Source organism: Ferroplasma acidiphilum (assembly GCF_002078355.1).
Taxonomy (GTDB): domain Archaea; phylum Thermoplasmatota; class Thermoplasmata; order Thermoplasmatales; family Thermoplasmataceae; genus Ferroplasma; species Ferroplasma acidiphilum.
Genome location: NZ_CP015363.1, coordinates 106,096 through 129,391, shown reverse-complemented (window position 1 = coordinate 129,391; position 23,296 = coordinate 106,096). Strand labels below are relative to the sequence as shown.

The following is a 23,296-nucleotide window of genomic DNA, read 5'->3' as shown; positions in this document are numbered from 1 at the left end:
CTTATCCACCTCATTTTATAGTATAGTATGGAGTAGTAACGCTACTGCTAACTATCACAAACGCATACATGCCTGCTTCAGCGTGGGTAGTTAAACCACAGACTACCCAGTAATGGCCAGACGCTGTATCGTTCCACCATATTGATCTGTAATGTGCGACATTACCATACCATATAGGATCTATTGTTCCTGTACTGGCTATTACTTTTTTGACGTGCACACTGGTATGTGCCCATATAGGACCTGTCGACCACTGTGAACTATACGGTAATTCAAACTTCAAAGTATGTGGTTTTACCTCATAATTTGTCATGTTAGCATGAATATCGGCATTCGCAGGCAGATAAATGGTCATCGCACCGTATGAAGTCCCATTAAAGTTAAACGGGTAGGCGTTAGGATACCCATTCCCCTGACCCCATGCGGCAAGTGACAGGTTCACAACTTCAACATGTGTACCATTGATTGTTGTGTTGTAATATGGTATATCCCGGTGCGAAACTGCTCCCTGATCAGACATTATTGTGTTCATCGGATGATACTCAGCCGTCACAATACCTATAGCAGCTATTAGTACTATAGCTATTGCCAACACAGCAAATGCCGCCTTCAGAATCGGTTTCAACTAAACCACCTCCCCAGGAACACCTGTAGGAACAGCCAGAGGGAAAACCATATGGCTATTACTATAATAGCCACTGCATATGGATTTTTCAATATCCCTACCTGGTTATATTCAAGGTCGTCATCGCCTATTTCCATGTCAATATCCTCATATCCATATTTCAATGGCGCTTTATTGACATTTACATTTTCTGTTTGTTCTTTATTTAAATTATCCATATTTTCTCACCTCATACCACAAAAGCTATAGTAGTAAAGATACCTGTTAGGAACACAAACGCAACAAACCACATCACGACATCCGCCCTTGTTGCGGTTCTTCCCCAAAGTATCTTCTTTCCCCTCTTTAGATGTACTACGTAATTTATCATCACGGCTATCACACCTATAGAGAATAGCAGGTCCATAAGGGAAATTAGCCAGTACATTGATGCTATAGGATTATTCGCCGTTGCAGCACCATACCTTAATGCCGGATACGAATTAATTACTATTAGGGAAAGCAATGATGTTATCAGTGATATCACTGCTAATACAACACCTGCAGTCATATAATTGGCGCTTTTATTGCGTTCCTTTCTTATTGCTCCATATGTAGAACCCCATGCTAGCAAAGCTGCTATTCCTATTGCAACTATGGAAATTACTATGTATACTGTTGCCATGGTCGGGAAGAACCAGGTAGTAGGATCATTGCCATCCACATATGGTGATGCGGACTGCAATTTAAGCCATTCAACCATCCCATAGAAAGTCGCCATCCATATCATGTTGCCTGCAAGAAACATAAGCATACCTAGCCTTGTATTGTTAAATCCTTTCATTACAGGCTCTTTCTTGTACATAGGAGGTACATTCGGTGATCTCAGTTTGAAGTCATCATACATCCATCCTATGGTGCCCCACAGGAATATAGCTGCTGCAAATGCTATTATTCCATATCCAAGGTAAGCATATGCAGGACCAAAGGCGTATGGCTTGTATCCCATAAGAGTAACAGCTGCACCGATGAATGCTAGAACTACTCCCACTCCAATTAATAATGGCCTCGTAGAAAGTTCCACCTTTGGTGGTTTTATCGGATTATTTTTATCCAGTAGAAGATCTCTGTGATCCTCTCCACCGACATATGGCTCGTAATCGAAATTGTAGTATTTCGGTGGATTTGATGTGAACCATACAAATCCAGCTGTAGCCTTATATGAATTCTGATCTGTAAGTGGTGCATGTTTTTTCATAGAATAGGCGAAATTCGCGAACATTATCAGGAATGATAAACCGAAAATAAATGCCCCCGCCGTTGATATTTCGCTAAATATAGTATATCCGTAGCCAGCCGGATATGTGTATACCCTCCTTGGCAAATCGTAAAGGAAGAACATCGGGAAATAGAGTACATTAACTCCAATATATGCAATAGCCCAGTGTATTCTTCCCCATGTTTCACTATACATTTTTCCAGTGAACTTAGGGAAGTAATAATACAGGTTTCCCATTAATCCCATCACAGCAACTCCTACCATGAAGTAATGGAAATGTGCTACAACGTAGTAATCTCCATGCACAATTGTGTCAATTGCAAGTGAAGATTGCGTTACACCGGTAATTCCGCCGATCATAAAGGATGTTGAAGCCGCAAGTGCAAATAGTATGGGTGTCTGGAATTTATGCTTAGCTCCCAATAGCGTTGCTATTAATCCCACTATAAGCATTCCAGTTGGTATTGAGATTGTCTCTGTAAATACACTAGTTGCCATTAACCATGCAAATACTATTCCAGTCATGAATGTGTGGTGTAGGAACACCATTACGCTATCGACAGAAATTGCACCCATGGCAGCTATCATCCATTTCTTCAGGTAGGGTGCCCTATGACCAAGATTAGATAGATAATCGAACATTGCTCCGGTACCTGGCAATAATAGTAAATACACTTCCGGGTGCCCGAAATACCAGAACAGGTTTTCCCACATCAAAGCACCGCCATAAGTGGATATGAAGCCACTAAGTCCAAGAACATTAGATACAACGAGGGTAAAGAACATTGCGCCGATTTCAGGGAACACATACCATGATATCATGGATACCCATAGAACTGCCCATACAAATAGGGGCATATTCATTAATCTGAAGCCACGGGCCCTTGCCTTGAAAACCGTGGCAATTACCTCCGACGACGCAATTATTGTCCCAAGGCTCCTTACAACCACAGCGGCTGCTGCAGTATCTGCCCCTAAGTACGGTGTGAATTTAAAAGATGATAATGGCTGATACACTGTCCATCCGGTATCAAGGTTTCCTCCTGGCAGGAAGAAACCTATCCAGAGGAGAATACCGCTAAACAGATAAAGCCAGTAGCCAAGGGCATTAATCCTCGGGAATATCATATCCCTTGAGCCAAGAGCCAGTGGGACCAGATATATACCAAAACCGAATCCAAGTGGCCCCAAAAACCATATTAACATCGTCAAACCATGTATAGTTACAAGCTGGTTATACTGCAACGCATCCAAGAATCTTCCTGAAAATAATCCATAGTGCACAAGATCATATCTGGGTATAGCGAGCTGAACCCTCATTAAAAGAGCCAGCACTCCACCACCTATAAAGAAAACCAAAGATGTAAGTATATACAGCAGTCCAACTTGTTTATGATTCGTAGTAAAAATCCAGCCTCTGACTGAATTGTATATTTTGTTATTTCTTTCATAAATCTGGTCGTTACTTTCAGCTTCCATGGCTTTACTATTTCACTGTTCAATATAAGACTAATTATAGAATATTTTCGTGGATAATTTATGCGTATATTTTGATTGCTTACGATTTGCAGAACTTCTTTATTGCGTTTTTCCATATTGTTATCCTGTAAATTATTTAATTCAAAAATTACCACACCGTGAAACTCAAAAATTTTTATTTTTGCATACAAATATCGGTTAACATATATTACATGTTAAATTGTGTACTTTTTTATATACCTGCCCATAAATAAAGGTGCTCTAAATGAATAAACGTGATGAAACTTTATTTGTTAAAAGGGTTTGGTGTGTGAGGTCGCTAACACACCTTAAAATGTGGCGAAATCATGTCTGGTTAATAGGTACGCCCTTCTCTTGTTACTCATATTGTCGCACATCAGTTCTATAAAAATATCTAAATATCTTATTAAACTTATTATCCAAAATGACCGAAGAGAGAAAAAATAACAGAAAATTACTGGCATTTTTTATCGTATTTTTTGTTGTAATAGCATTTCTTGCTATTTATGGGGCGGAACATTATGATGCTCATGACGAAACTATAGAACTAGAACAATATTGTAAAGTTTCAGACAGCGACCTGATTAAAGATAATACCAGCACGTTTGTTTACTATATTACCTGGGATGGAAGCCCTACAGGGGACGCAGGTTCATGGGCCGTGTATGATTTCCTTAATAGTACCGGGTTTAATATGACTGGGAAATTCATTGAAACTCAATCCATGAGTGGTTACCAGTACAATAATACTCCCGGGCTTATCTTTAATACCAGCTATACGTATAGCGTTACATATGATCATAGAAACACCATCATAGTTCCAGTATATCTTTATGGAGAAAATTTATCAAAGAATACTACACCTGAAGCTGGCTTAAAAGCTTTAAAGGCAGATGTTCCTCCATCTGTATACAGCGTAATAAAAGGATATACTACAGAGGCAATAGTTAATGGGCCATGTATGCCTAGTGATAATATCAGCAGTATACCACATATAAACTCAGTTACCCTTATTACTGGACCATCCGGAGCATACCTTTTGAATGGATATATAGTTAAGCCTGATTATGGGAATGCCACACCAGAAAAAGTACTACAAGATGTAAATCAGAATATTCATGATTATGGAATAAATACGGGCATGGAAGGTTTGGAAGCAACTATCAAAGATGTCAGGTGATTGTGCAAAAATTTTTGTTTCTATTAAACTCTTTATTATCAAATATCCCGTTACATTATAACTTGATTTTATGACAATTTATATTATGTATATTGACAACGACAAGCAACTTAAAATTGAGTTGATATAACGTTCAAATCCTAACCTGTTAATTTTTTTAAGAAAGTTAAGCTAGTATCCTGGAAAGTAAAAGGGACCGCGATACATATCCAGGCAAACTAACAGAAGGCCGAGTATAAGACTGTTTGTATCCTGGAAGTGGATCATAACATTATCATCATATAAAGAAACGACTTATTAATTGTGCTGCTAAGATACCATACATAATAATCAGGTGGCTAGACAACTGGAAAGTACAGAGATTCGCCACTAGTAGAGAGAAAACGCTATGCTCCTAGTCGAAGAATTTAAAATGATGCTTCCAATGGTTGAATTCCACTGCACAATAGAACATGCAAAGCATGTAGACAGAGGATAGGTGGAGTTCAATGCAATAAACACAGATGGTATATGGAATGTTTAATTTTATGAGAAAATCTAAAAGTTGTGAGGGCAGAAAAGAAGGTAGCAAAAAAGTGAAAAATTAAAAAGGAAAAGTTATAGGGGTCTTCTAAAATATAATATGGAACAATTCACTTGCAAAGGTTATAAGACATATAAGTTAACTATAACTATATGCTTTGATTATAATACTTCAATAAAAGTGATACATATGGCAAAAATAGATATTGGTTCGATAAAATACATGGCATAATTTTATATGGTCCCGTGCATCAAATTAGGATTTAAACTTGCCCTTGAATTTCAAGATAATCAGAGCTGCAATAAAGGCAATAGCAACAGCCAGCATGAATAAATCCACTGCATACCCATCAGCATAAAATCCGGACACAATGGAACCCGTTGAATCTGGATTGAATGCAAGCAACAACGCAAACATTCCCAATAGGGGCATTGAGAATAATTTTTTATTAAGATTTTCTAATTTTACTGTCATGTATTTCTATAATTTTGTATTATACTTAAAAGTAATTGTAAAATATATTTATAATTTAAATATATCATTAATGAATGAATATCTAATCTATTTTATTATCATTTCCGGCATTCAGAGAAATTTTAGTTGATGCCAATGCTGTAATTCCTAGTCCTATGATAAAAACTGCCACACCCAATATTGCAGTATAAGCTGCGAATGGCAAAAGGGAATATATAGAAAGTATAGCAGTTCCGAATCCGCCTAGTAACAGCCCCATACCTGTAGCTAATAGTTTAACTCCACCTATTTTTATGTCTATCACCGTATAAGTATAAACTAATTATATTTAATATTTATTATAGAATTTAGTTAGTGAGGTACTGTTTTGATATATATTATCACATTAGAGACGGCAAATATGATTTTCTCAGGTGTTCCGGTTTAATTGAAATGAGACAGCGGTAGAATACTTAATTACCATAAGTTGATTTTTATTCTAGCCATCATAAGTATAGTGAAAGTTTGCGTCAATATTGGTAGATAAGATTACTATAGTGTTATTATTGAGATTTTTATTCCAGTTTTTGCGATAATTTTTTGGCCCAGTTTATCTTCCTTTTGTATTCCAATGAACATAGAAATATTTGCCAATAGAAAATAATTTCGGTTGAAAATACATAAAACACTGCCAAATTAATACTGCATCCTTTCCGGGGAATACAGAATAGAACATGATAAGAGACTTCAAAACTATATTGCATAAAGAGACTATTATATTCCGTATCTTTTTTCCAGGATATTATTTTCAAGTTTAATACAGGTGCCTAACCTAATCACCAGCCTTATAATTTGTGGAACTTATCATATGTGGTGAGACATGTTTGGAAGTGAATAGTTGAATATATTCATTAATAAGTATTTTATATGTATATGTAATAAATTACTATGATACCAGATATATTAACAGCGATGATTACTCTTCATCCGGCAGCTTATAATCCCAATACCGAGACTTTCTTTTTAGAGGTTATAATGGGAATGTGTGCTGCGATTACGATAGGTGCGACTATTTTCGTAAAAGAATTTATTTTAAGGAAATAAATTCAAGTTACCTTTATATTTTAATAACTCTTTTTAAATCTTTTTGATTATCTCTTGGAATATTATGATTTTATAAAAATTAGTTAATTTTAAAAATATTACAATTATTTACCGGCATGTATTGCTTTTCCCTGGTGGTGGGCTTTTTGCAATATTGGTGTATCAACTATAGAATGCCTGTACATTGTTTCAATTGTACTCAACCACATAAATGGAAGTGTTATTCCCCATAGGATAGCGGAAAAATACAACTGTTGCTTTATACCATAAAATGGGAAAAGATCATCAAGTGATATTATGGATATGTAGAAAAGTACAAGAGCAGTCATACTGAACATCATAGAGTTAAACTCTATATAAGCGGCCTTAAATTTAGCTATGTTAAAGTACACCAGATAGGTTAAAAGCCCTGAAATTACACCCATTATATTCATGAGAAAATAGTAATAATAATTTGTATATGCAAAATATGCTATCGGGGGTATAAACCAGATAAACATCAAAATAGAGGCAATAGCCGCAAGTATTGCCTTTATCTTAACGGTCTTGATAAATGGCTTCATCCCGATCTTTGTAATAGCATACATCAAAAATATACCTGATACAAACATCAGTATGTTAACTCCATAAAAGAATGTTAACGAAGTTAATTGAAGGTGATAGAATATTCCTATTACCTCCATGATTGGAATTAACATAACAAAAAATATTGCAAGGAGAGGGAAATAATTACTATTTCTAAGATCTTTAATGTGTGATATGAGTTTAACTCTTGCCCGCCGGTTGAAAAACACCGTAAGCATAAAGTTGCTGATTAATAGCAATAATATACTTTCTGACAGCAATGCCGTGGAAATGGCCGAGGCAACAACGGCAGCAATAGTCGGCAATATTGCCGTCAGTCCTTCACACTGGCAACTCAGTGCAGATACAGCACCACTTATTGCAGGTGTTACCATTGCACTTGCCCCTCTTCTTCCATTTGATTTTTTTCTCGAAATCCCGCCGTTAATATTTACTATACTGAATATAAGGAAGTAGTTCTCGGTTAACAGCGCTGCTAATATCAAATAGAGAATAATTGATTGGATTCCCATTGTAAAGTCAATATAATTTACCCTCATTATAATGCCATAATAGAATAGGAATGGCACCTGTGAATGTGAGAAATCGGCGTATATAGAATCAACAACTATTTTCGTTGGTTCAACCGGTACAGATATGACAAAGAACCTGGACACCAGCAACATTACAAATAGGATAAGCACAAATGTTGCACCACGGTAAAATAGTGGCTTATTTTCCTTATAATATAAATTGTCTATAATATCTGTGTAAAATGCTATTGTAAGCAATACCATTATCTCCATCAACGGGTAAACTATGTATGTGAATAAGAGTACAATAAATGAAAATAGCCCTATAAATAAGAAATATAGATATATCCTGTTAATCACCGAGTTTTTTCTGAAGAAAACCAGAAGAGGAAGTACAACATAAGGCAATAGAAAAGCAAGAAATTGGTATATTGATGGATATAATCTTGTATTATAAACTACAAATACCCCCGTAATCGCGGAGTATATAAACAGATAAAGTGTAAAAACCGAAATTATTAGACTTTCAACTATTTCTCGCTTCATTTTATCCTTTGAATATTTCTTGATAAAGATAAGTTTAATTATAGAATAATATCTACAATTAATTAATAATAAAATCACTTAATGCACAGCCACATGTTTGATACGATATTTTTGATTGGAATTATGACAATTATTTTTATGGTAACTTACATTATTTTTGTCTTTTCATATATACTCAAGCATAAGAATGATATATCGTTTCTTAGAATCGCAGCAATAGGAATTTTCACAGCCATGATGGCAAGTATGCTGGATGCGTTCCTGCTTTATATAACCACAGTCCACAATTTTCTGGACACGGGGCTGGCATTTACGTTTGGCATGATATTAATGTCACAGCCCATAGTTGCAGTTTTTGTAGGTGTAATGCATGGAGGTTTGGATAGAAAGGGCCTTACAAAGGCAAATGCAACAGCGTTTACTGGCTTAATTATATGGAATGAAGTTTCGATGGGGCTGTTCTTGTTTTACCTGTTTAACCCCACTATAATACATTTCGATTATTATCATGCTATCTATTCATTTGATTTTGTAAGCGCACTTAGCAATGGAATAAACACGATATATTTCATTGTTCCAATGAGTATAGAAATGTTTGCCCTTTTCCTTGTATACAAGCCAAAGGGTATGCACAGATATGCTGCAATATCTATATTCACCATGGATCTTTTCGCACCAACGCTTCTGGGTAATGATAAATTCGTCTTTATAGGAGGTGTTGGGGAAACGGCTATCATGATAATATTTATGATTATATTTTTTGAGTTCATAGCAAAACACAAACTCATTTTACCCAAAGATGATGCGTATCATATTAAGATGATATTCATTGATTATCTCTTAATGGGTATCGGCACCTTCATCGGAACTATAATCTTGAAACCTTTCGGGTTTGCCTGGATATTCTTTGCAGTGGCAATACTGTTTGGCATGTGGTATTACTTTAGCAGTATGTTTTCTGTGAAAACGCCATCTATTAACGTGACAAAAACAGAGAATAATGTCGTAATTAAAAGGAAAAAGATAATTAATAAACCAGCCAGATTAATATTTTTTGTGCTTGTTGCATCCTTTGTATCAGAATTGTTTATGGCGGGTTCAATGGATTTTGCAACGTACAATTACCTCCCATTTTTCAGGGCAATAGACACATTGCCATCATTTCATGGAGTATCTGTGGCGGGCTTTTATGCGCATGATGTTTTAAGAGAGTTTGTTTCACCATTTGTGCCTGCATCTACCGGGACTTATAATTTTTTGATGTTTTATGGAATGGTGGGTGGTGTTTATAAATTTACACCGGTATCCACATTTATTGAAATTCTTTACATAATAGGTTACATAACGGATTCACCAACATTTCTTATAATTATGGGAACGGAAATGATAGCTCTTGTTATAGCCCGGATGAGAGTTTTAAAGGATAGAGGAAAGAAAATAAATCTGGCCTTTGCCATAACAGCATATATTCTCTATACGACAGTGGGGCCTAATTTTTTAAACCCCCTATATTATAATAAACTCCCATTCTGGGCCAATACTGGAGCACAGGCTGCACTATACCCTTACCTTGTTATACCACTTCTGGGTTCATATGCATTATATGCATTCCTTGCCCTCCTTTTCGGCAGGAGGTCCTATTGTTCAACCTTATGCCCATCAGCAGTAATGTATGGTGGAACACTCGGGCAGGCAATGGGGAGGTATAACTGGGAAGCAAAACCCAGCCGCAAAATGAGATCAAGCCATTTTACCGATTCAATACTGTTTATAGCCAGTGGGGCATGGATATGGGCTATCCTGGCATCCCTATTCTCATATATGTATACGGCAACTGGGAGCCTTAGTTTTAGCATTTATGGAATAGATCCATCCGTGTTTTATTCCTATTTTATATGGAATATTCTGTGGTATGTATTCTTCTTTTCCATCCCGTTTGTGGGTATGAGCCCATGCAGAAAGTATGGGTGGTGCTCCACAGGTACGCTGGTTGGTTTCTTCAGTGTACTGGGTTTCTTCAAACTTAAAGTAAAGGACAAAAATGTTTGCAGAACCTGTGAAACAAAGGCATGTGCCACTTCCTGTGAGGTTGGAATATCTACTTTGCCTGGCCAGTTTATAGAGAAAGGGTCGTTTAAAAGTGTTAAATGTGTTGGAGCTGGAGATTGCAAGAGAGCATGCCCATACGACAATATATACTTTTATGATGTCAGAAATTTTCTTAGAGAGAGATTAGGAACAGGGAGAAAAAATAAAGATTATAGTAGTGATATCGTAATGGTAAAGAAAAATTCGGGGTTTAAAAAATAAAGGTGAATTTAATGAATGTGATTTTATACTATTATTTTGTATTTCAGGTAATTCTTGCATTTGGAATAGTTATAGTTGGCGGAACTGTAGAGGGATATGGGTATGGATTATCACTCGGGACAAAGTGGCCATATACCAAAGATATGCCTCTGAAAGCGAAGGCAGGTGACCCTGAAGTATGGCATAGGATACTGGCCACATTGCTCGGGGTTGACGCTGTGATTATGGTTGTGCTTATACATGGGGCACTGGAAATTACAGGGCTAATTCTTGTAGTATTAACAGCGCTCCTGGGGATGGCAACATTGTATACCCTTGCTGGCAAAGCACCATCAGTTGTTCAGGGCCTTCATGACATACTGGCCTACTCAACAGCATTAACTTACCTGTTGATAATATATCCTGTAGCTGGAAATGTGCTGGATCTTGTGATCCATAACATTCCATTATACTTTTTCTTTGCAGTAATTTACATGGGGGGAATGACAACAGGCGAGCGTGGATATCAAAAAGCAATCGGGTATTTCAAAATACCTAAAACAAGGGCACAATGGATATGGACTATACACGGGCTGGCGGTATTGTTATTCCTATTTACCCTGATATTATTCTTCTTCACTTACAACGTTGCTTTAATAATAATAGGAGTACAGATTATAGTGGGAATAATTGTTTTCATATCGGTAAACAAATCAGCATCGAGGCCGGGATTTATAATTCCTATGCATCAGTTTTTTACAATATTGATTGTTCTTTCAATAGTATTCCAGCTAAGTATTTTTAAATAAATTTATTTTATTGTTTGTTGTATAACCTGCCTTAACTGCCTTCTTAATAATAAATCAAGCGTAGTTGGTGGGATATCAAGCGTAGATGACAACTCTTTTAATCCTATCTTTTTCGGAACATCAAAATATCCCCTTTCGAATGCTTCTTTTAAAATATACTCCGATTTAATGCTTATACGCCTACCATTGAAGGTCTTTATATTACTATCTTTTATATCGTATATTTCCCTTAAGGTATCGTCAATATGCCTGATTTTATTGTAATTGCTAACATTTAATTCCCAGAATAGGTTGCCGGAGTAGTCTATCCGTTCAAGTTTAATTTTACTATCTGAATTCATTAACTTTTTCTTCATAACTTCGACAAGCGGGCAGCTTTTAGCAACAACGTTAAGCGTTACAAAATTGGCGCCTTTCTCTACGATAGTCACATCTTCTGAATGTTTATAGTTTTCAAGGTAATCAATTGTTTTTTTGAGAATATCTTCAGATTCTGAATATAATGATAATGTTTCATAGATATATTTGTCGCGAAATTCCTGCTCAACTATTTTGATTCTGATCTTAAAGTCATTTATAAGTTTTGAAGCAAAACAATTTTCGTATTTAAATGAGTATAATATTTGCATGCAACATCGAACAAACATAACCACCTAATTATTAAAGATTTTCATTTTTTCTTACCATTTGTTAGATAACAAATATGAAACAGTTTTTATAAAATTATTATAGTCATATTTTGTCAAAAAATAGCACTTAATTAATGATATAGTACAATATAGCATGCAAAATAATATAATAAATGGCGCTATTTGTGGATACATGATGCGCGCTTTTGATAAGAATCAATTTAGAATCCTTTCACTCGTTTCAGTTACAATTGGGTTGAGAACACTGGGATTATTTATGGTATTGCCTATATTTACATTATATGGAGAAAAATTCACAGGATCATACTTATTAATTGGAACAGCACTAGGAGCTTACGGCATCACAATGGCTTTATTCCAGACTTCCCTTGGGCGGCTTTCTGATAGGTATGGCAGGAAGTTAATTATCTCTATAGGAATTGCGACATTTATTATAGGCAATCTTATATGTGCTGATCCGATCAATATTTATGGCCTCATACTGGGAAGGCTTGTAGAGGGGGCAGGAGCAGTAAGTTCTGCAGGAATTGCCCTTGTACATGAAAGCGTTCCTGTAAACAGGCGGAACATATCAGATGCAATTATAGGAGTTGCAATCGGGTTATCATTTATGCTTGGGGTTATAGTAGGGCCTTTGCTTGCAACTATTTTCAATTATTCTTCAATTTTTGTTATAGCGGCTATCATAGGTGCCATATCTTTTATCCCTCTATGGAAAGTTAAAGAAACAAAGAAGGAAAAAATGTTTAAAATAAAGGCGCACATAGATTCAAAATTGGCAGTTATATCAATAATCAGTTTTTTCATTTATTTTTATATGATTGTGTTTTATCTTTATCTTCCAGTATTTTCATTGAAGTATTTCCCTGTTAGTAGATTCTATGAATTCCTTATTCCTGTAGTTTTCATTGCTGGTATAATAGGGCTTGCTATAGCAAGGCCGGCAGATAAAAATAAAACAGTGCTATTTTCACTTGTATCGCTCATTGTGTTACTGATAAGCGTGCCGTTGTTCTTCCTTAATACGCACGTAACTGATGTTACATACTTCGCTTTAAGTGTTGCAGGCTTCTATTCCGGGTATATAATTAGTGAAACAGTTTTTCCAACACTTATAACCAGATTGGCTCCGAAAAACAGCTACGGTGGGAACCTTGGATTTTATACCTCAATGCAACATGCTGGTGTGTTCTTCGGTGCAGTTGTAGGTGGATTGCTTATAATCAAGGTCAATCATGATATACCTATAATGATTATTATCTTTACACTATTCGTATTTAGCATAGTACTGCTTTACTTTATTACGCAATTCAGGGAGATATATTTGAGCAACAATGTGGAATAGATATATTATTTAAGCTATTTTGTAGAATATATTAACCAATATGAAATTTAAGTTATAAAGCCCTATTAGAAATATTTATGAAAAAATGGATTCTTGTACTTGGCGTGGTGATGTTGATAGTTGGTGTTTCTATGTACGTATACAGTGGCATGGAAAAACCAAAAATTAGCGAAAATAATTTTACAGTTAAGGGAAATGAGTACATATCAAAGAACATATCAGTTGATTCCAAACATTTTATAATATCTATTACCAACCCCGTAACCAGTTCGGGACTTGTTCCATCTAAAGATATAGGAAATGTTACTAATACCACGGATTTATCCGCTTTAAGCCTCCCTACCTATACAAGTTTCGGGAACATAAAAGAGTATAGGAACATGACTGAAGGAAGTTATGCTTTCATAGAATTTACAGGATCACATCCGGCTACTTCCATAACATACGGGCCGACTGGATATCTGGTTTATATCGGGTATGTTGCAGATTTTTCCACATTCCTCATATTGATCGGTATTATAGTAGCAATTGCTGGTATTCTGCTGAACAACAAATTTAGATTAAGGGACTTTTAAATTGTCAACTAAATATTTAAAAAGTTAAAATAGTATTTTGTTATAACCTTATTTAACTAACTGGGTCCGTAGCTCAGCTAGGTAGAGCGATGGACTCTTAATCCATCGGTCAAGGGTTCAAATCCCTTCGGACCCGCATAATATAAAATTGTTTAAAATCCGGTTTCTAGTTATCCAATATCGTATCTTTTTCAAAAAAGATTATATATAAATATTCCAATCAGGGACTATGAAGACAAAGGACAGAGAATTTAACGGAAAGAACATAGACCTGGATAAATTATCAAATGTTGTAGAGCAGTATTTTCAGAATGAGAAGTTTAAAACCCAGCTAGGAAAACATCCAAATGGAACCCTTATCCAGGCAACAAAGGAAGGGTTGCTAAGAAGCATAGCCGGTATGGACAGATCATATTCTATTACTATTTCCGGAACACCGGATAATGTAAAAATAAGTATTGGAATGGGCAAATGGCTACAGAATCTGGGGGTGGCAGCAATAGAAAGTTTTCTTTTAACTCCTGAACTGGCATTTTTCGAAGTCCCTGAATCATTATGGGGATTTGAAATCGAGGATAAATTCTGGAAATATATAGAAAACCAGATAGATCTTGGCATACAATAAACACAATTTGTATGACAAATTTATTTTATTTGTTTAGTATATTGTAAATATGTTTTTTGTGCTTGTAATAGGAATTATTGCAGGATTCATTTCTGGATTTGCACTTGCTATAGTAATATACTCAATGATAAATAGAAAAATGTCCGGCAATGTTGAGGATAAGTTAAAAGCTTCCATGCATGAATTTATTGAATCTGAGAGCAGGAACCTTCTGAATACCGGCACAATTGCTTTTAAAAATGCACTGGAAATTGAGAGGAGCGAGCGTGAAAATACCGGATTAAAATTGAATGGCCTGATAGAGCCATTAAAAGATTCTTTGAAAACCTACCAGACATACATAGAGAATATAGAGCGTGAACGCAAATCCGAATCAGGTGCATTGAAAGATAATCTGGATACACTATCACGGAAAATAACAGACCTTGAACATGATACTATAAAATTATCAGGCGCCCTCAAAAATCCGTCTATAAGAGGCAAATGGGGTGAGATCACATTAAGGCGAACCGTAGAGATAGCAGGCATGACGCCATATTGTGATTTTATCGAACAGGCAGTTTCTGAAGACCGGTTAACTAAGCCAGACATGATTATAAAGCTCCCAAACCGCAGAACAATAGTTGTTGATTCAAAGGTCCCCCTATCCGGATATTTTGAACATATGAATGGTGAAGAGGACAAAACTTTCCTGGATAAGTATATGCTTGCTTTCAATAGCCATGTGAGGGACCTTGCATCAAAAAAATACTGGGAAAAATTCGATGGGTCTGTTGATTTTGTCGTTATGTTTCTCCCCATGGAATCATTGTTAAGCCTTGTTATGTCAAATAAACCGGAAATTATAGAAGATGCAATATCAAAGAAGGTAATTATAGCAACGCCGGTAACATTGATATCTCTATTGCTTACCGTGCACATGGGATGGAAAGACATCAATACTGTGGAAAATTTTAATGGCCTGATAGCAAAAATCAAGGAGTTTTACAACAATATGCAAACCTTTGTGGGAGATTTAAATGAAACATCAAAAAACCTTTCAAAATCAATAGATTCATTCAATAGGATGACAAGGGATATTAAAAATAAGCTTGAACCGGTTATTGAGAATTTAATAAAGACAGATGTGGCAAATAACGGTGCAAATATGGATTTGCATGGAGTTGAGAAAAGTCCAGATGACTATGATAGTTATTTAAAATGAGTGAAGAGCCTGTGATCTGAGTTTCCATCGAACAGCCCTATGCGGATTGCCGAATCTATCCACCCATATGAATAATTAAGAGCCGCAAAGGCGTTAATAAAATCATTTTTGCTGTAGAAGTATTTTGCATCATTATAATAATTTAAAACCATGTCCATATGATCTTTGGCTATTCCGTATATGTATGAGTCTACAGGAGCTATTATACGGATCTTGTCAAGTGCAGCTTTTTCAATTTCAAAATATTTCTCAACCTTTTCCTTCAATTCCATATTCCAGAATATAATGATGATATTTATTTAATTTTATAATGGTTTGAAAAATTAATATATAGTCAGTATAGAGCCGTATCCAATAAGTCTCCATCTGTTGGATATACGCCTTCCTATCGCCATTCGGTCATTTATACTGGCAGCTACGGGATATTTCAATGAGACACCGACACGTTTGTCTTTAATTGAAGTCACAGTTCCTATTGTATTTGCAGTCCCTACAGTTAACATGATCATTTCATTTGATTTTAATGGTTCAACATTAACTTCTTCGTCAAAGCCGACAACACGGTTAAGCAGATGTATATCCATCTCCATGTTAAATACGGTTTTCGGAACATTGCCCTTTAATCCGATTATTCTGCCTGTAAATGAATCTCCTTTTGTAAGGAATGGGTCAAGTTCAGTTCCAACTGCTGCCAATCCACCTGGCAAAATAGATTCATATGAAGACGAACCTGCCATCAAGGACGTAATTTTTGTTGTGACATTATCCCATGTAGTTTTATTTCCTTTAGTAATCTGAACTCCCGGAGCAATTTCAATTTCATCTCCTACTGTAAGTTTGCCTCTAATTAAAGCACCGCCGAGTACGCCCCCTTTCAATTTTGAGGGTTTGGTTCCCGGTTTGTTAATATCAAATGAGCGGGCTATATACATCATAGGTGCATCATTATCATTGAATGGTGGAGTTTTAATTATTTTCTCTATGGCTTCAAAAACTACGTCAATATTTGTGTTATGATATGCACTTACAGGGATAACCGGTGCATTTTCTGCAATGCTGCCCTTAAGAAAATCCTTTATTTCCTTGTAGCTTTCCATAGCCCTTTCTCTGGTTACAAGGTCAATTTTATTCTGTACAACTATGATTTCCTTTATTCCCATTATTTCCAGGGCAGTTAAATGTTCCCTTGTCTGTGGTTGTGGGCATTCTTCATTTGCTGCTATTACAAGGATAGCACCGTTCATGATGGCAGAACCTGCGAGCATTGTAGCCATTAATGTTTCATGGCCAGGTGCATCCACAATCGATATTACGCGGGAAAGCTGGCAATTATCAGAATTTTTCTTATTGCTGTAAAATTCTTTTCCTGTTTCATCTGTGCACCTGTATATGGGTGTATCAGCGTATCCAAGTTTAATTGATATCCCACGCTTAACTTCCTCAGAATGCACATCTGTTTTTTTGCCGGTTAAAGCAAAAGTCAGGGTGCTTTTTCCATGGTCAACATGACCAACCATACCTATATTAACAGATGGCTGCTCCATTATTGTTCTCCTTTTTCTTCTGTTTCTTCCTTAGCATCAAGTGGTTTTGTACCGTACTGTGTAATAACAAGATTAAGCTGGGATATATCTGAACCTATTGTATTCCCCCTGAATGTTACTCTTTTCCTAACACCATTTTTCCCCTTTCTGCCTTTATTATAGGTTATAAGTATCCTCTTTTTGCCCATAATTGAAAGGTCTTTCTTCATAGGAAACCCGTCATTTGCGCTTCCACCGGTTAACTTCATCTTATAACCGGGCATTTCAAAAAATATACCGTCTATCTCTTCTCCTATTTTTCTGCCAGCTAGAGAACCAAGAACATCCTCTGAGATGTCCTTCTTGTATGTTTTACCACTATTCCTATCCGCAATTACTGCAACAACCATAATATACACCTTAAACTTTATTTATTCCTAATTATATGCTCATTAATAAAATTATAGATTAAAATAGTTCTGAAAAACTATTATTTTATACCTCTGGAAGATAGGAAATCCATGAATTTATCGAGTGCTCTGCCACGATGTGAAATAATATTTTTTTCCTCTGTCGAAAGCTCTGCCAGTGTTTTATCATAGCCTTCTGGTATAAATATGGGGTCATAACCGAATTTGTTAGTTCCGGATTCCTTCTTTGCAATATGGCCATTTAATATTCCTGTAAATGTGTAGATTTCACTTTCCATGCTAAATCCTATCACAGTTTTGAAGTGTGCCTCTGAACCTGCCCCAATTTCCATGATTCTTGAATTCCCTAATGTAGACTGTACGTATGAGGCGTATGGGCCCGGGAAGCCGTTTAAAGATTTTATATAGAGCCCAGTATCATCAATAAAAAATGGAGAATCAATTTTTTCTGTTAACTTCATGCAGCTATCCCTGCATATTAATTCATTATCCTCTGCCTGGATTTCCTCATATTCCATTTTAACCCATGAAAGCTCTATATTTTTGCTTTTAAATAATGCCTTTGCCTCTTCGTATTTATGGCTATTGCTGGTAACAAATTTTATCATATAATACAGGAATCATATTATAATTTATTAATTATGCTGTGATGTTAATAATAATTTTAATACCCATAGTTAAATATACTCACGGAACAACACACGATTAAACAGGGCACTTCCAGGTATAACATATTACAGAAATTGTATATATTGTTTTATATCAAACATATCTCCTTCTTTGCTTTATTTCATCCAGCGTTTTTATAATTTCTACATAATTGGTGGATTTTTCCTTATAAGAACTTATAAAATGATTTTCAAGCACATCATAGTTTGAATACAGATTTTTAAATGATTCTGTGAGGAGGAAAATGTCATCTGCCATATCTTCTATTTCACAATTAAATTTTCCCATGCTGGGGTCTATTAGATATATATCTGGCCCAACAACCATGATATTGTTGGGGTTCAGATCGCCATGTGAGATTAATAGGTTATGCATTTCTCCTATTATCTGGCCAAGTTTATTTATAACCGCCATATAGTTATCCCCAGACCTGATTAGTTTATTGAGTGTTATACCATCAAGTTTTTGCATAACTAATGTGAAATTATACTTATCAAAATCATACAGAATAGGAGAATTTATTCCATTGCTTTTTAGCCTGAATATAAGGTTAAACTCATTTTTCATTCTTTCTGTTCTTATTTTGCGATCCAGTTCCTGATTTCTGTATTCTTTTTCTACGCGCTGTTTTGTAATAGTTTTCCTACCATAAAACTGCGATTCTGAAATCAATGCTTCTGCCCCCCTGTTATTGCTTATAACAGGCTTTTTTGAGTTAATCCAGGGAACCTTGACTTCATCGATCCTGAAACTTTGATTTACCTTTGTATCCATTATATGCTGCCTCTGCCCAGAAAGATACATTAACATGCCTGCCTGTGCGATCATGGCACCATTATCCATACAGTATTTTTTATCTGTAAGATAGGCAACATATCCAGATGACTTTGCCATATGTGAAACCATTGAACGGAGCCGATCGTTTCTGGCTACCCCTCCTGCAAGTAAAATCTCCCTTTTATCTGTATAATATAATGCCCGTTCTAAAACCTCTACCAGCATGGAAAAGGTTGTTTCCTGGACGCTATAGCATATATTTTCTATGGATTCCCTTCCTATATAATTCCTGGCTGCTGTATAAATTCCTGAAAATGATGTATCCATTCCCTTTACAGAGTATGGCAAATCCAGCAATTTATCACCTTTTAAAGCAAATTCCTCTATTTTTGGTCCTCCTGGAAATGGTATGCCTACATCCCTTGCCAGTTTGTCCAGCAGATTTCCCAGCCCAATATCCATGGTCTCCCCAAGAACTTTATAGGAATTTTCTTCATGTGCTATAATCTGTGTATTCCCCCCGGAAATATATAACATTATAGGATCCTTTGCCCCGGAAAGTTTCCTTCCTATTTCCACATGCCCGAGCGGGTGGTTAACACCTATTAATGGAATCCCGTATTTAATTGAAAATGCCCTGGCAGCTGTAGCTACAACCCTCAAACACGGCCCTAGGCCGGGGCCCATGGAAAAAGCCACCAGGTTTATCTGGCCAGGTGATAGGCCACTTTCTTCAAATGCTTTCTTCATAACAGGCAATATGTTATCGGCGTGGTGGATTGCTGCTTCCCTTGGATGTATGCCACCATTTTTTGGTATGTAAGTTGATGAGAAATTTGAAATGATTCTATTATCGTCTACGATACCGGCACTTATTGTATGAGCTGTGCCCTCAAGCCCCAGGACTTTCATAGTACATTATTACCATTTATTATTTTACCATTATAGTTATTTAATTAATAGAAAAATTATTGTTATGTATAAAAATCTAAAAATTTTGGATTAATCTTTGTATTTTATAGCAGAAGATGCCCTGAATACAAATTTGTCTTTAGCTGGAACTTTGATTTCTTCTCTGGTTTTAGGGTTTCTTGCAACTCTTTCCTTCTGTTCCTTTCTTTCAAAGATTCCGAAATCAGCAAGGTTGACTTTGTTTCCTGCATTGACTGATTCTACTGTTTCCTTAAGGAATGCCGTTATTATCTCTGCTGTCTTCTTCTGGGTCGTGTTTGTAGTGCTGGCAACCTTCTTTGATAATTCACTTATACCTACCATTATTTCACCAATACATAATATAATTTGTAATATAAAAACTTTTCTCTAAAAAATCCAATAAAACCTTAAAATTACTGAATTTGCTTTAGATTTGAACTGGAATGCATACATTTATTACACTTATTCATGGAGTGCCAATTGAAATATAAGGAATGTTCACTCTATTCTGCCTTTAAATATGGTAAGGATTTATAACTCAAATAATTTCCAGGCATTTCCTGCTATGGAATAAAATTTATACGGGTTCCGATAAGAATTATATACGCAATAAATATAAACTTACATGAGATTAATAGAAAATTGGTTTTCGGAAAGATACTCGGACAATTTGCAACTATCCTTCAGGGTAAAGGACCAGCTACTTTCCGTTAAAACGGACTACCAGAGAATAGACCTTTTCGATACCTATGATTTTGGAAAGTTATTATCCATAGATGGAACCGTGCAATTAACTGAAAAAGATGAATACGTTTACCATGAAATGATAACTATGGTTCCCCATTATTTCAACTCCAGGCCATCAAATGTATTAATAATAGGCGGCGGGGACGGTGGAGCAGCCAGAAGGTTGCTGGACCTTGGGACAGATAAGATTACAAATGTTGAAATTGATGGAAATGTTGTAGAGATTGCAAAAAAATATTTTCCAGATATATCGTCATCTTTCAAGGATAGCAGGGTAAAATTAATTGTAGGGGATGGAATAAAATACATAAAAGAAACAGAGAATAAATTTGACAGGATAATAATAGATTCCACGGATCCTGTTGGCCCGGCCGAGGGATTATTCTCCAGAGATTTCTATGAGGACATAAAGGCACATTTAACAGATGATGGAATAGTGGTAACACAATCGGGTTCTCCATACTATCAGCCAGCTGCCCTGGCTATGGCACATAAAGGCATGTCAGAGGTATTTAAAAGCGTAAAGACATACTGTGCATTTATACCCACATATCCAAGCGGACTATGGTCATTTACAATGGCATCTTCCGGAGAAATGAAACTGAGGGATGAAAAAGCAAAGTCTGGCAAATATTTCAATAGTGATATATTGACCGGTTCATTTTATCTTCCGGAATTTGTTAAAAATATACTAAAATAATTATTTTTTTATTCCCCATTTATGTTTTGCCTGCTTAAGCAGCTCATCATAGTTTTTCCCAAGCCTCTTTGAAATTCTTTCCAGGCTGGGCATATTATCAATAAAAGTTTTTTTGCTGCTGCTCTTTAATAATTTTTTAAATGTGTATATATCATTAAGTATTGAATATGTCAAATAAGCAAAATATATGAATACAATTGTTGAGGCTATCAATATCCAGTACTGCCAGTTGCCAAGTGACTTTAACGGGATCAGGTTTATCAAATATTGATTATGGAATAGCAAACCGTTTAGAGAGATTATAAGAAAAAGTAGTGATACAATGCTTATTATAATATATACTATATATAATTTATCCCTGTACATTTACTAATGGTAATAAGATAAACTATTTAGATATTAGCTTCTTCCTTTCCTTTGTTGTATATCCGGTGAGGGCTTCAAGCAAATTGTTAAAGAATTTTATTGTTTCCCCTGGATTACTGTACTGGGTATCTGTTTCTGTTTCAACATATAATTTCTTCCCGTCTGTCCATAGTTCAATTTTTTTTAGTCCGGGATATGAAGAAATTATATGGTCTCCTTCCTGTTGAAATTCAAGGTTTCTAGATTTCAGGGTTTCCATTACATACGTTTCATTAATTTTAATTGTTTTTTTAACAGGATATGTTCTCATTTTTTCACCTATATTTTCTTTGCGAGTTTTTTCTGATATTTTTTTGAAAGTGCCCTCCAGTACATTAACTCCATATACTGGGCATCATGCTCAAGCAGGGGAGACATGGATATAATATCCATATCCCTGTCACTGGTAGATATTACCTCTGCAAGAGTTTCAAATTTGAGGTCTCCGTGTTTTATTGCAGTTATCTTTAATTCGTTCCCGTTATCGTATTCTACTCCACCAAATTCTGAATACAGATCATACTTTGCATATTTCGCAAATGCAGCAACCACATCTTCAAAGTTCTTCGCGTCTATAAGTGAACCATTATTTATGGAGTGGATGTGTGGGAAGTTAAGTATGGGTTCCACCTCCGGTATCCGATCCGCAAGATAAAACAGTTCTTTCTGTGTCCCGAACAGGTCTTTTTTGCCGGAAGCTTCTACGCCAATATATGGATATCCATTTTCATGTGAAAATTTTTTTGCAACGTCTGCATAAATATCAAGGGCGTTTTTGAGGCTTTCAGATTTTTTTCTGGTATAAAATCCTGTATGGGTAATTATTCTTTTAGCCCCCATGGCCTTTCCTATTAAAAGCGACCATCGCAAATGGTTAAGTGACTTCTCTGCCATTTCCCCGCCATTTAATAGATCCATATAATATGGAGCATGCATTGATATATCCACATCAAGTTCCCTGGCTATTTCACTTCCCTCTTTCAATTCATCATAATTGCGTGCCATATTCCAGAAAATTTCCTGCACTATGTCATCTTCTTCTATTTCCTTTTCAGTGCCTATGCTTCTATAGTTACCGGTGTCATCAGGCCTTAAAACGTCAACAATGATGGAGTCTGTAACATCCTTAGGATACATATCAACATATTCAATTGCCGGGTCTTCACTCACATTTACCCTTAAAAGTTGAACTTCAAGAGAATTTAAGCCGAGATTTGCCACTTCCTGAATTGAATCCATATACGTTCTTCCCTTACTGGTAAGTGGTATTCCAGCAACACCAAACTTTATCATTCTTTTAATGATATATCTTACTTATTTTAACCTTT

The 23,296-nt window shown here is 35.9% G+C and carries 25 protein-coding genes and 1 tRNA gene; 10 read left to right on the top strand and 16 right to left on the bottom strand.

Annotated features, from left to right (window positions below):
• Positions 1–10: 10 nt before the first annotated feature.
• The 3 genes from fad_RS00755 to fad_RS00745 are packed head-to-tail and all read right to left on the bottom strand — an operon-like array spanning position 11 to position 3,362.
• Positions 11–625, bottom strand: a complete 615-nt coding sequence (locus fad_RS00755) for a sulfocyanin (RefSeq protein WP_009887159.1) — start codon at positions 623–625, stop codon at positions 11–13.
• The gene (locus fad_RS00750; RefSeq protein ID WP_081141380.1) at positions 622–843 is read right to left on the bottom strand and encodes a hypothetical protein; all 222 of its coding nucleotides are present in this window, start codon (positions 841–843) and stop codon (positions 622–624) included. The genes fad_RS00755 and fad_RS00750 overlap by 4 nt, the downstream gene beginning before the upstream one ends.
• A gap of 11 nt (positions 844–854) precedes the next feature.
• A complete protein-coding gene (locus tag fad_RS00745) occupies positions 855–3,362 on the bottom strand; it encodes a cytochrome c oxidase subunit I (RefSeq protein ID WP_081141379.1) in 2,508 nt (835 codons plus the stop codon).
• A gap of 445 nt (positions 3,363–3,807) precedes the next feature.
• On the opposite strand from fad_RS00745, the gene fad_RS00740 reads away from it, so the two are divergent.
• Complete coding sequence (locus tag fad_RS00740; RefSeq protein WP_081141377.1) at positions 3,808–4,563, top strand: DUF929 family protein; 756 nt, start codon at positions 3,808–3,810, stop codon at positions 4,561–4,563.
• A 778-nt stretch (positions 4,564–5,341) separates the two neighbouring features.
• Here fad_RS00740 and fad_RS00735 read toward each other — a convergent pair.
• Both fad_RS00735 and fad_RS00730 read right to left on the bottom strand, forming a co-directional pair.
• On the bottom strand, positions 5,342–5,560 hold the full coding sequence (locus fad_RS00735; protein ID WP_009887155.1) for a hypothetical protein: 219 nt from the start codon (positions 5,558–5,560) through the stop codon (positions 5,342–5,344).
• A gap of 82 nt (positions 5,561–5,642) precedes the next feature.
• Positions 5,643–5,864 (bottom strand): hypothetical protein, encoded by a 222-nt coding sequence (locus fad_RS00730; RefSeq protein ID WP_081141376.1) that lies wholly within the window; start codon positions 5,862–5,864, stop codon positions 5,643–5,645.
• Positions 5,865–6,487: 623 nt separating this feature from the next.
• Between fad_RS00730 and fad_RS09205 the strand changes: the two genes are divergently transcribed.
• Positions 6,488–6,643, top strand: coding sequence for a hypothetical protein (locus tag fad_RS09205; RefSeq protein ID WP_009887153.1), 156 nt, complete (start codon positions 6,488–6,490; stop codon positions 6,641–6,643).
• A 104-nt stretch (positions 6,644–6,747) separates the two neighbouring features.
• Here fad_RS09205 and fad_RS00725 read toward each other — a convergent pair whose 3' ends face one another.
• Positions 6,748–8,148 carry a hypothetical protein gene (locus fad_RS00725; RefSeq protein ID WP_236940581.1) on the bottom strand — a complete coding sequence of 467 codons (1,401 nt, stop codon included), beginning with the start codon at positions 8,146–8,148 and terminating at the stop codon, positions 6,748–6,750.
• Between the two features lie 276 nt (positions 8,149–8,424).
• Between fad_RS00725 and fad_RS00720 the strand changes: the two genes are divergently transcribed.
• On the top strand, positions 8,425–10,596 hold the full coding sequence (locus fad_RS00720) for a 4Fe-4S binding protein (protein ID WP_236940580.1): 2,172 nt from the start codon (positions 8,425–8,427) through the stop codon (positions 10,594–10,596).
• An 11-nt stretch (positions 10,597–10,607) separates the two neighbouring features.
• Positions 10,608–11,384 (top strand): cytochrome C oxidase assembly protein, encoded by a 777-nt coding sequence (locus fad_RS00715; protein ID WP_081141371.1) that lies wholly within the window; start codon positions 10,608–10,610, stop codon positions 11,382–11,384.
• A gap of 2 nt (positions 11,385–11,386) precedes the next feature.
• Here the strand turns inward: fad_RS00715 and fad_RS00710 are convergent, their stop codons facing one another.
• Positions 11,387–12,031, bottom strand: coding sequence for a helix-turn-helix domain-containing protein (locus tag fad_RS00710; protein ID WP_019841592.1), 645 nt, complete (start codon positions 12,029–12,031; stop codon positions 11,387–11,389).
• Positions 12,032–12,167: 136 nt separating this feature from the next.
• Between fad_RS00710 and fad_RS00705 the strand changes: the two genes are divergently transcribed.
• The 5 genes from fad_RS00705 (at position 12,168) to fad_RS00685 (ending at position 15,783) form a co-directional block, all read left to right on the top strand.
• Positions 12,168–13,379, top strand: a complete 1,212-nt coding sequence (locus fad_RS00705) for an MFS transporter (RefSeq protein ID WP_019841591.1) — start codon at positions 12,168–12,170, stop codon at positions 13,377–13,379.
• A gap of 77 nt (positions 13,380–13,456) precedes the next feature.
• Complete coding sequence (locus tag fad_RS00700; protein WP_081141370.1) at positions 13,457–13,954, top strand: hypothetical protein; 498 nt, start codon at positions 13,457–13,459, stop codon at positions 13,952–13,954.
• A gap of 62 nt (positions 13,955–14,016) precedes the next feature.
• Positions 14,017–14,090 (top strand) — tRNA-Lys (locus fad_RS00695).
• 93 nt (positions 14,091–14,183) lie between these two features.
• A complete protein-coding gene (locus fad_RS00690) occupies positions 14,184–14,579 on the top strand; it encodes a hypothetical protein (RefSeq protein ID WP_009887146.1) in 396 nt (131 codons plus the stop codon).
• A 49-nt stretch (positions 14,580–14,628) separates the two neighbouring features.
• A complete protein-coding gene (locus fad_RS00685; protein ID WP_009887145.1) occupies positions 14,629–15,783 on the top strand; it encodes a DNA recombination protein RmuC in 1,155 nt (384 codons plus the stop codon).
• Here the strand turns inward: fad_RS00685 and fad_RS00680 are convergent.
• The 6 genes from fad_RS00680 to fad_RS00655 form a co-directional block, all read right to left on the bottom strand.
• Positions 15,771–16,055: a DUF357 domain-containing protein gene (locus fad_RS00680; RefSeq protein ID WP_009887144.1), complete on the bottom strand. Its 285-nt coding sequence runs from the start codon at positions 16,053–16,055 to the stop codon at positions 15,771–15,773. The two genes, fad_RS00685 and fad_RS00680, sit on opposite strands and share 13 nt — an antisense overlap.
• A 51-nt stretch (positions 16,056–16,106) precedes the next feature.
• The gene (gene eif2g, locus fad_RS00675; protein WP_009887143.1) at positions 16,107–17,327 is read right to left on the bottom strand and encodes a translation initiation factor IF-2 subunit gamma; all 1,221 of its coding nucleotides are present in this window, start codon (positions 17,325–17,327) and stop codon (positions 16,107–16,109) included.
• Positions 17,327–17,716 (bottom strand): 30S ribosomal protein S6e, encoded by a 390-nt coding sequence (locus fad_RS00670; protein ID WP_009887142.1) that lies wholly within the window; start codon positions 17,714–17,716, stop codon positions 17,327–17,329. The genes eif2g and fad_RS00670 overlap by 1 nt, the downstream gene beginning before the upstream one ends.
• A gap of 80 nt (positions 17,717–17,796) precedes the next feature.
• On the bottom strand, positions 17,797–18,345 hold the full coding sequence (locus fad_RS00665; RefSeq protein ID WP_009887141.1) for an XTP/dITP diphosphatase: 549 nt from the start codon (positions 18,343–18,345) through the stop codon (positions 17,797–17,799).
• Between the two features lie 154 nt (positions 18,346–18,499).
• Positions 18,500–20,095, bottom strand: coding sequence for a bifunctional N(6)-L-threonylcarbamoyladenine synthase/serine/threonine protein kinase (locus tag fad_RS00660; protein WP_009887140.1), 1,596 nt, complete (start codon positions 20,093–20,095; stop codon positions 18,500–18,502).
• Positions 20,096–20,185: 90 nt separating this feature from the next.
• Entirely contained in the window at positions 20,186–20,458 is a 273-nt protein-coding gene (locus tag fad_RS00655; RefSeq protein WP_009887139.1) for an HU family DNA-binding protein, read from the bottom strand.
• Between the two features lie 283 nt (positions 20,459–20,741).
• On the opposite strand from fad_RS00655, the gene speE reads away from it, so the two are divergent.
• Positions 20,742–21,563, top strand: coding sequence for a polyamine aminopropyltransferase (gene speE, locus fad_RS00650; RefSeq protein WP_009887138.1), 822 nt, complete (start codon positions 20,742–20,744; stop codon positions 21,561–21,563).
• Here speE and fad_RS00645 read toward each other — a convergent pair whose 3' ends face one another.
• From fad_RS00645 to fad_RS00635, 3 genes are read right to left on the bottom strand one after another with little or no spacing between them, the layout of a single operon-like run.
• Entirely contained in the window at positions 21,564–21,929 is a 366-nt protein-coding gene (locus tag fad_RS00645; RefSeq protein WP_081141368.1) for a DUF3198 domain-containing protein, read from the bottom strand.
• Between the two features lie 22 nt (positions 21,930–21,951).
• Positions 21,952–22,239, bottom strand: a complete 288-nt coding sequence (locus fad_RS00640) for a DUF5611 family protein (RefSeq protein ID WP_081141367.1) — start codon at positions 22,237–22,239, stop codon at positions 21,952–21,954.
• Between the two features lie 8 nt (positions 22,240–22,247).
• Positions 22,248–23,261 (bottom strand): TIM barrel protein, encoded by a 1,014-nt coding sequence (locus fad_RS00635; protein ID WP_009887135.1) that lies wholly within the window; start codon positions 23,259–23,261, stop codon positions 22,248–22,250.
• Between the last annotated feature and the right edge of the window lie 35 nt (positions 23,262–23,296).

Coding starts and splice junctions, on each gene's coding strand:
- fad_RS00745 (WP_081141379.1), bottom strand. CDS start 3,362: ATGGAAGCTGAAAGTAACGACCAGATTTATGAAAGAAATAACAAAATA.
- fad_RS00700 (WP_081141370.1), top strand. CDS start 13,457: ATGAAAAAATGGATTCTTGTACTTGGCGTGGTGATGTTGATAGTTGGT.
- fad_RS00655 (WP_009887139.1), bottom strand. CDS start 20,458: ATGGTAGGTATAAGTGAATTATCAAAGAAGGTTGCCAGCACTACAAAC.
- fad_RS00680 (WP_009887144.1), bottom strand. CDS start 16,055: ATGGAATTGAAGGAAAAGGTTGAGAAATATTTTGAAATTGAAAAAGCT.
- fad_RS00750 (WP_081141380.1), bottom strand. CDS start 843: ATGGATAATTTAAATAAAGAACAAACAGAAAATGTAAATGTCAATAAA.
- fad_RS00640 (WP_081141367.1), bottom strand. CDS start 22,239: ATGAGAACATATCCTGTTAAAAAAACAATTAAAATTAATGAAACGTAT.
- fad_RS00740 (WP_081141377.1), top strand. CDS start 3,808: ATGACCGAAGAGAGAAAAAATAACAGAAAATTACTGGCATTTTTTATC.
- fad_RS00690 (WP_009887146.1), top strand. CDS start 14,184: ATGAAGACAAAGGACAGAGAATTTAACGGAAAGAACATAGACCTGGAT.
- fad_RS00665 (WP_009887141.1), bottom strand. CDS start 18,345: ATGATAAAATTTGTTACCAGCAATAGCCATAAATACGAAGAGGCAAAG.
- fad_RS00715 (WP_081141371.1), top strand. CDS start 10,608: ATGAATGTGATTTTATACTATTATTTTGTATTTCAGGTAATTCTTGCA.
- speE (WP_009887138.1), top strand. CDS start 20,742: ATGAGATTAATAGAAAATTGGTTTTCGGAAAGATACTCGGACAATTTG.
- fad_RS00670 (WP_009887142.1), bottom strand. CDS start 17,716: ATGGTTGTTGCAGTAATTGCGGATAGGAATAGTGGTAAAACATACAAG.
- fad_RS00710 (WP_019841592.1), bottom strand. CDS start 12,031: ATGTTTGTTCGATGTTGCATGCAAATATTATACTCATTTAAATACGAA.
- fad_RS00635 (WP_009887135.1), bottom strand. CDS start 23,261: ATGATAAAGTTTGGTGTTGCTGGAATACCACTTACCAGTAAGGGAAGA.
- fad_RS00660 (WP_009887140.1), bottom strand. CDS start 20,095: ATGAAAGTCCTGGGGCTTGAGGGCACAGCTCATACAATAAGTGCCGGT.
- fad_RS00685 (WP_009887145.1), top strand. CDS start 14,629: ATGTTTTTTGTGCTTGTAATAGGAATTATTGCAGGATTCATTTCTGGA.
- eif2g (WP_009887143.1), bottom strand. CDS start 17,327: ATGGAGCAGCCATCTGTTAATATAGGTATGGTTGGTCATGTTGACCAT.
- fad_RS00645 (WP_081141368.1), bottom strand. CDS start 21,929: ATGTACAGGGATAAATTATATATAGTATATATTATAATAAGCATTGTA.
- fad_RS00735 (WP_009887155.1), bottom strand. CDS start 5,560: ATGACAGTAAAATTAGAAAATCTTAATAAAAAATTATTCTCAATGCCC.
- fad_RS09205 (WP_009887153.1), top strand. CDS start 6,488: ATGATACCAGATATATTAACAGCGATGATTACTCTTCATCCGGCAGCT.
- fad_RS00705 (WP_019841591.1), top strand. CDS start 12,168: ATGCAAAATAATATAATAAATGGCGCTATTTGTGGATACATGATGCGC.
- fad_RS00720 (WP_236940580.1), top strand. CDS start 8,425: ATGGTAACTTACATTATTTTTGTCTTTTCATATATACTCAAGCATAAG.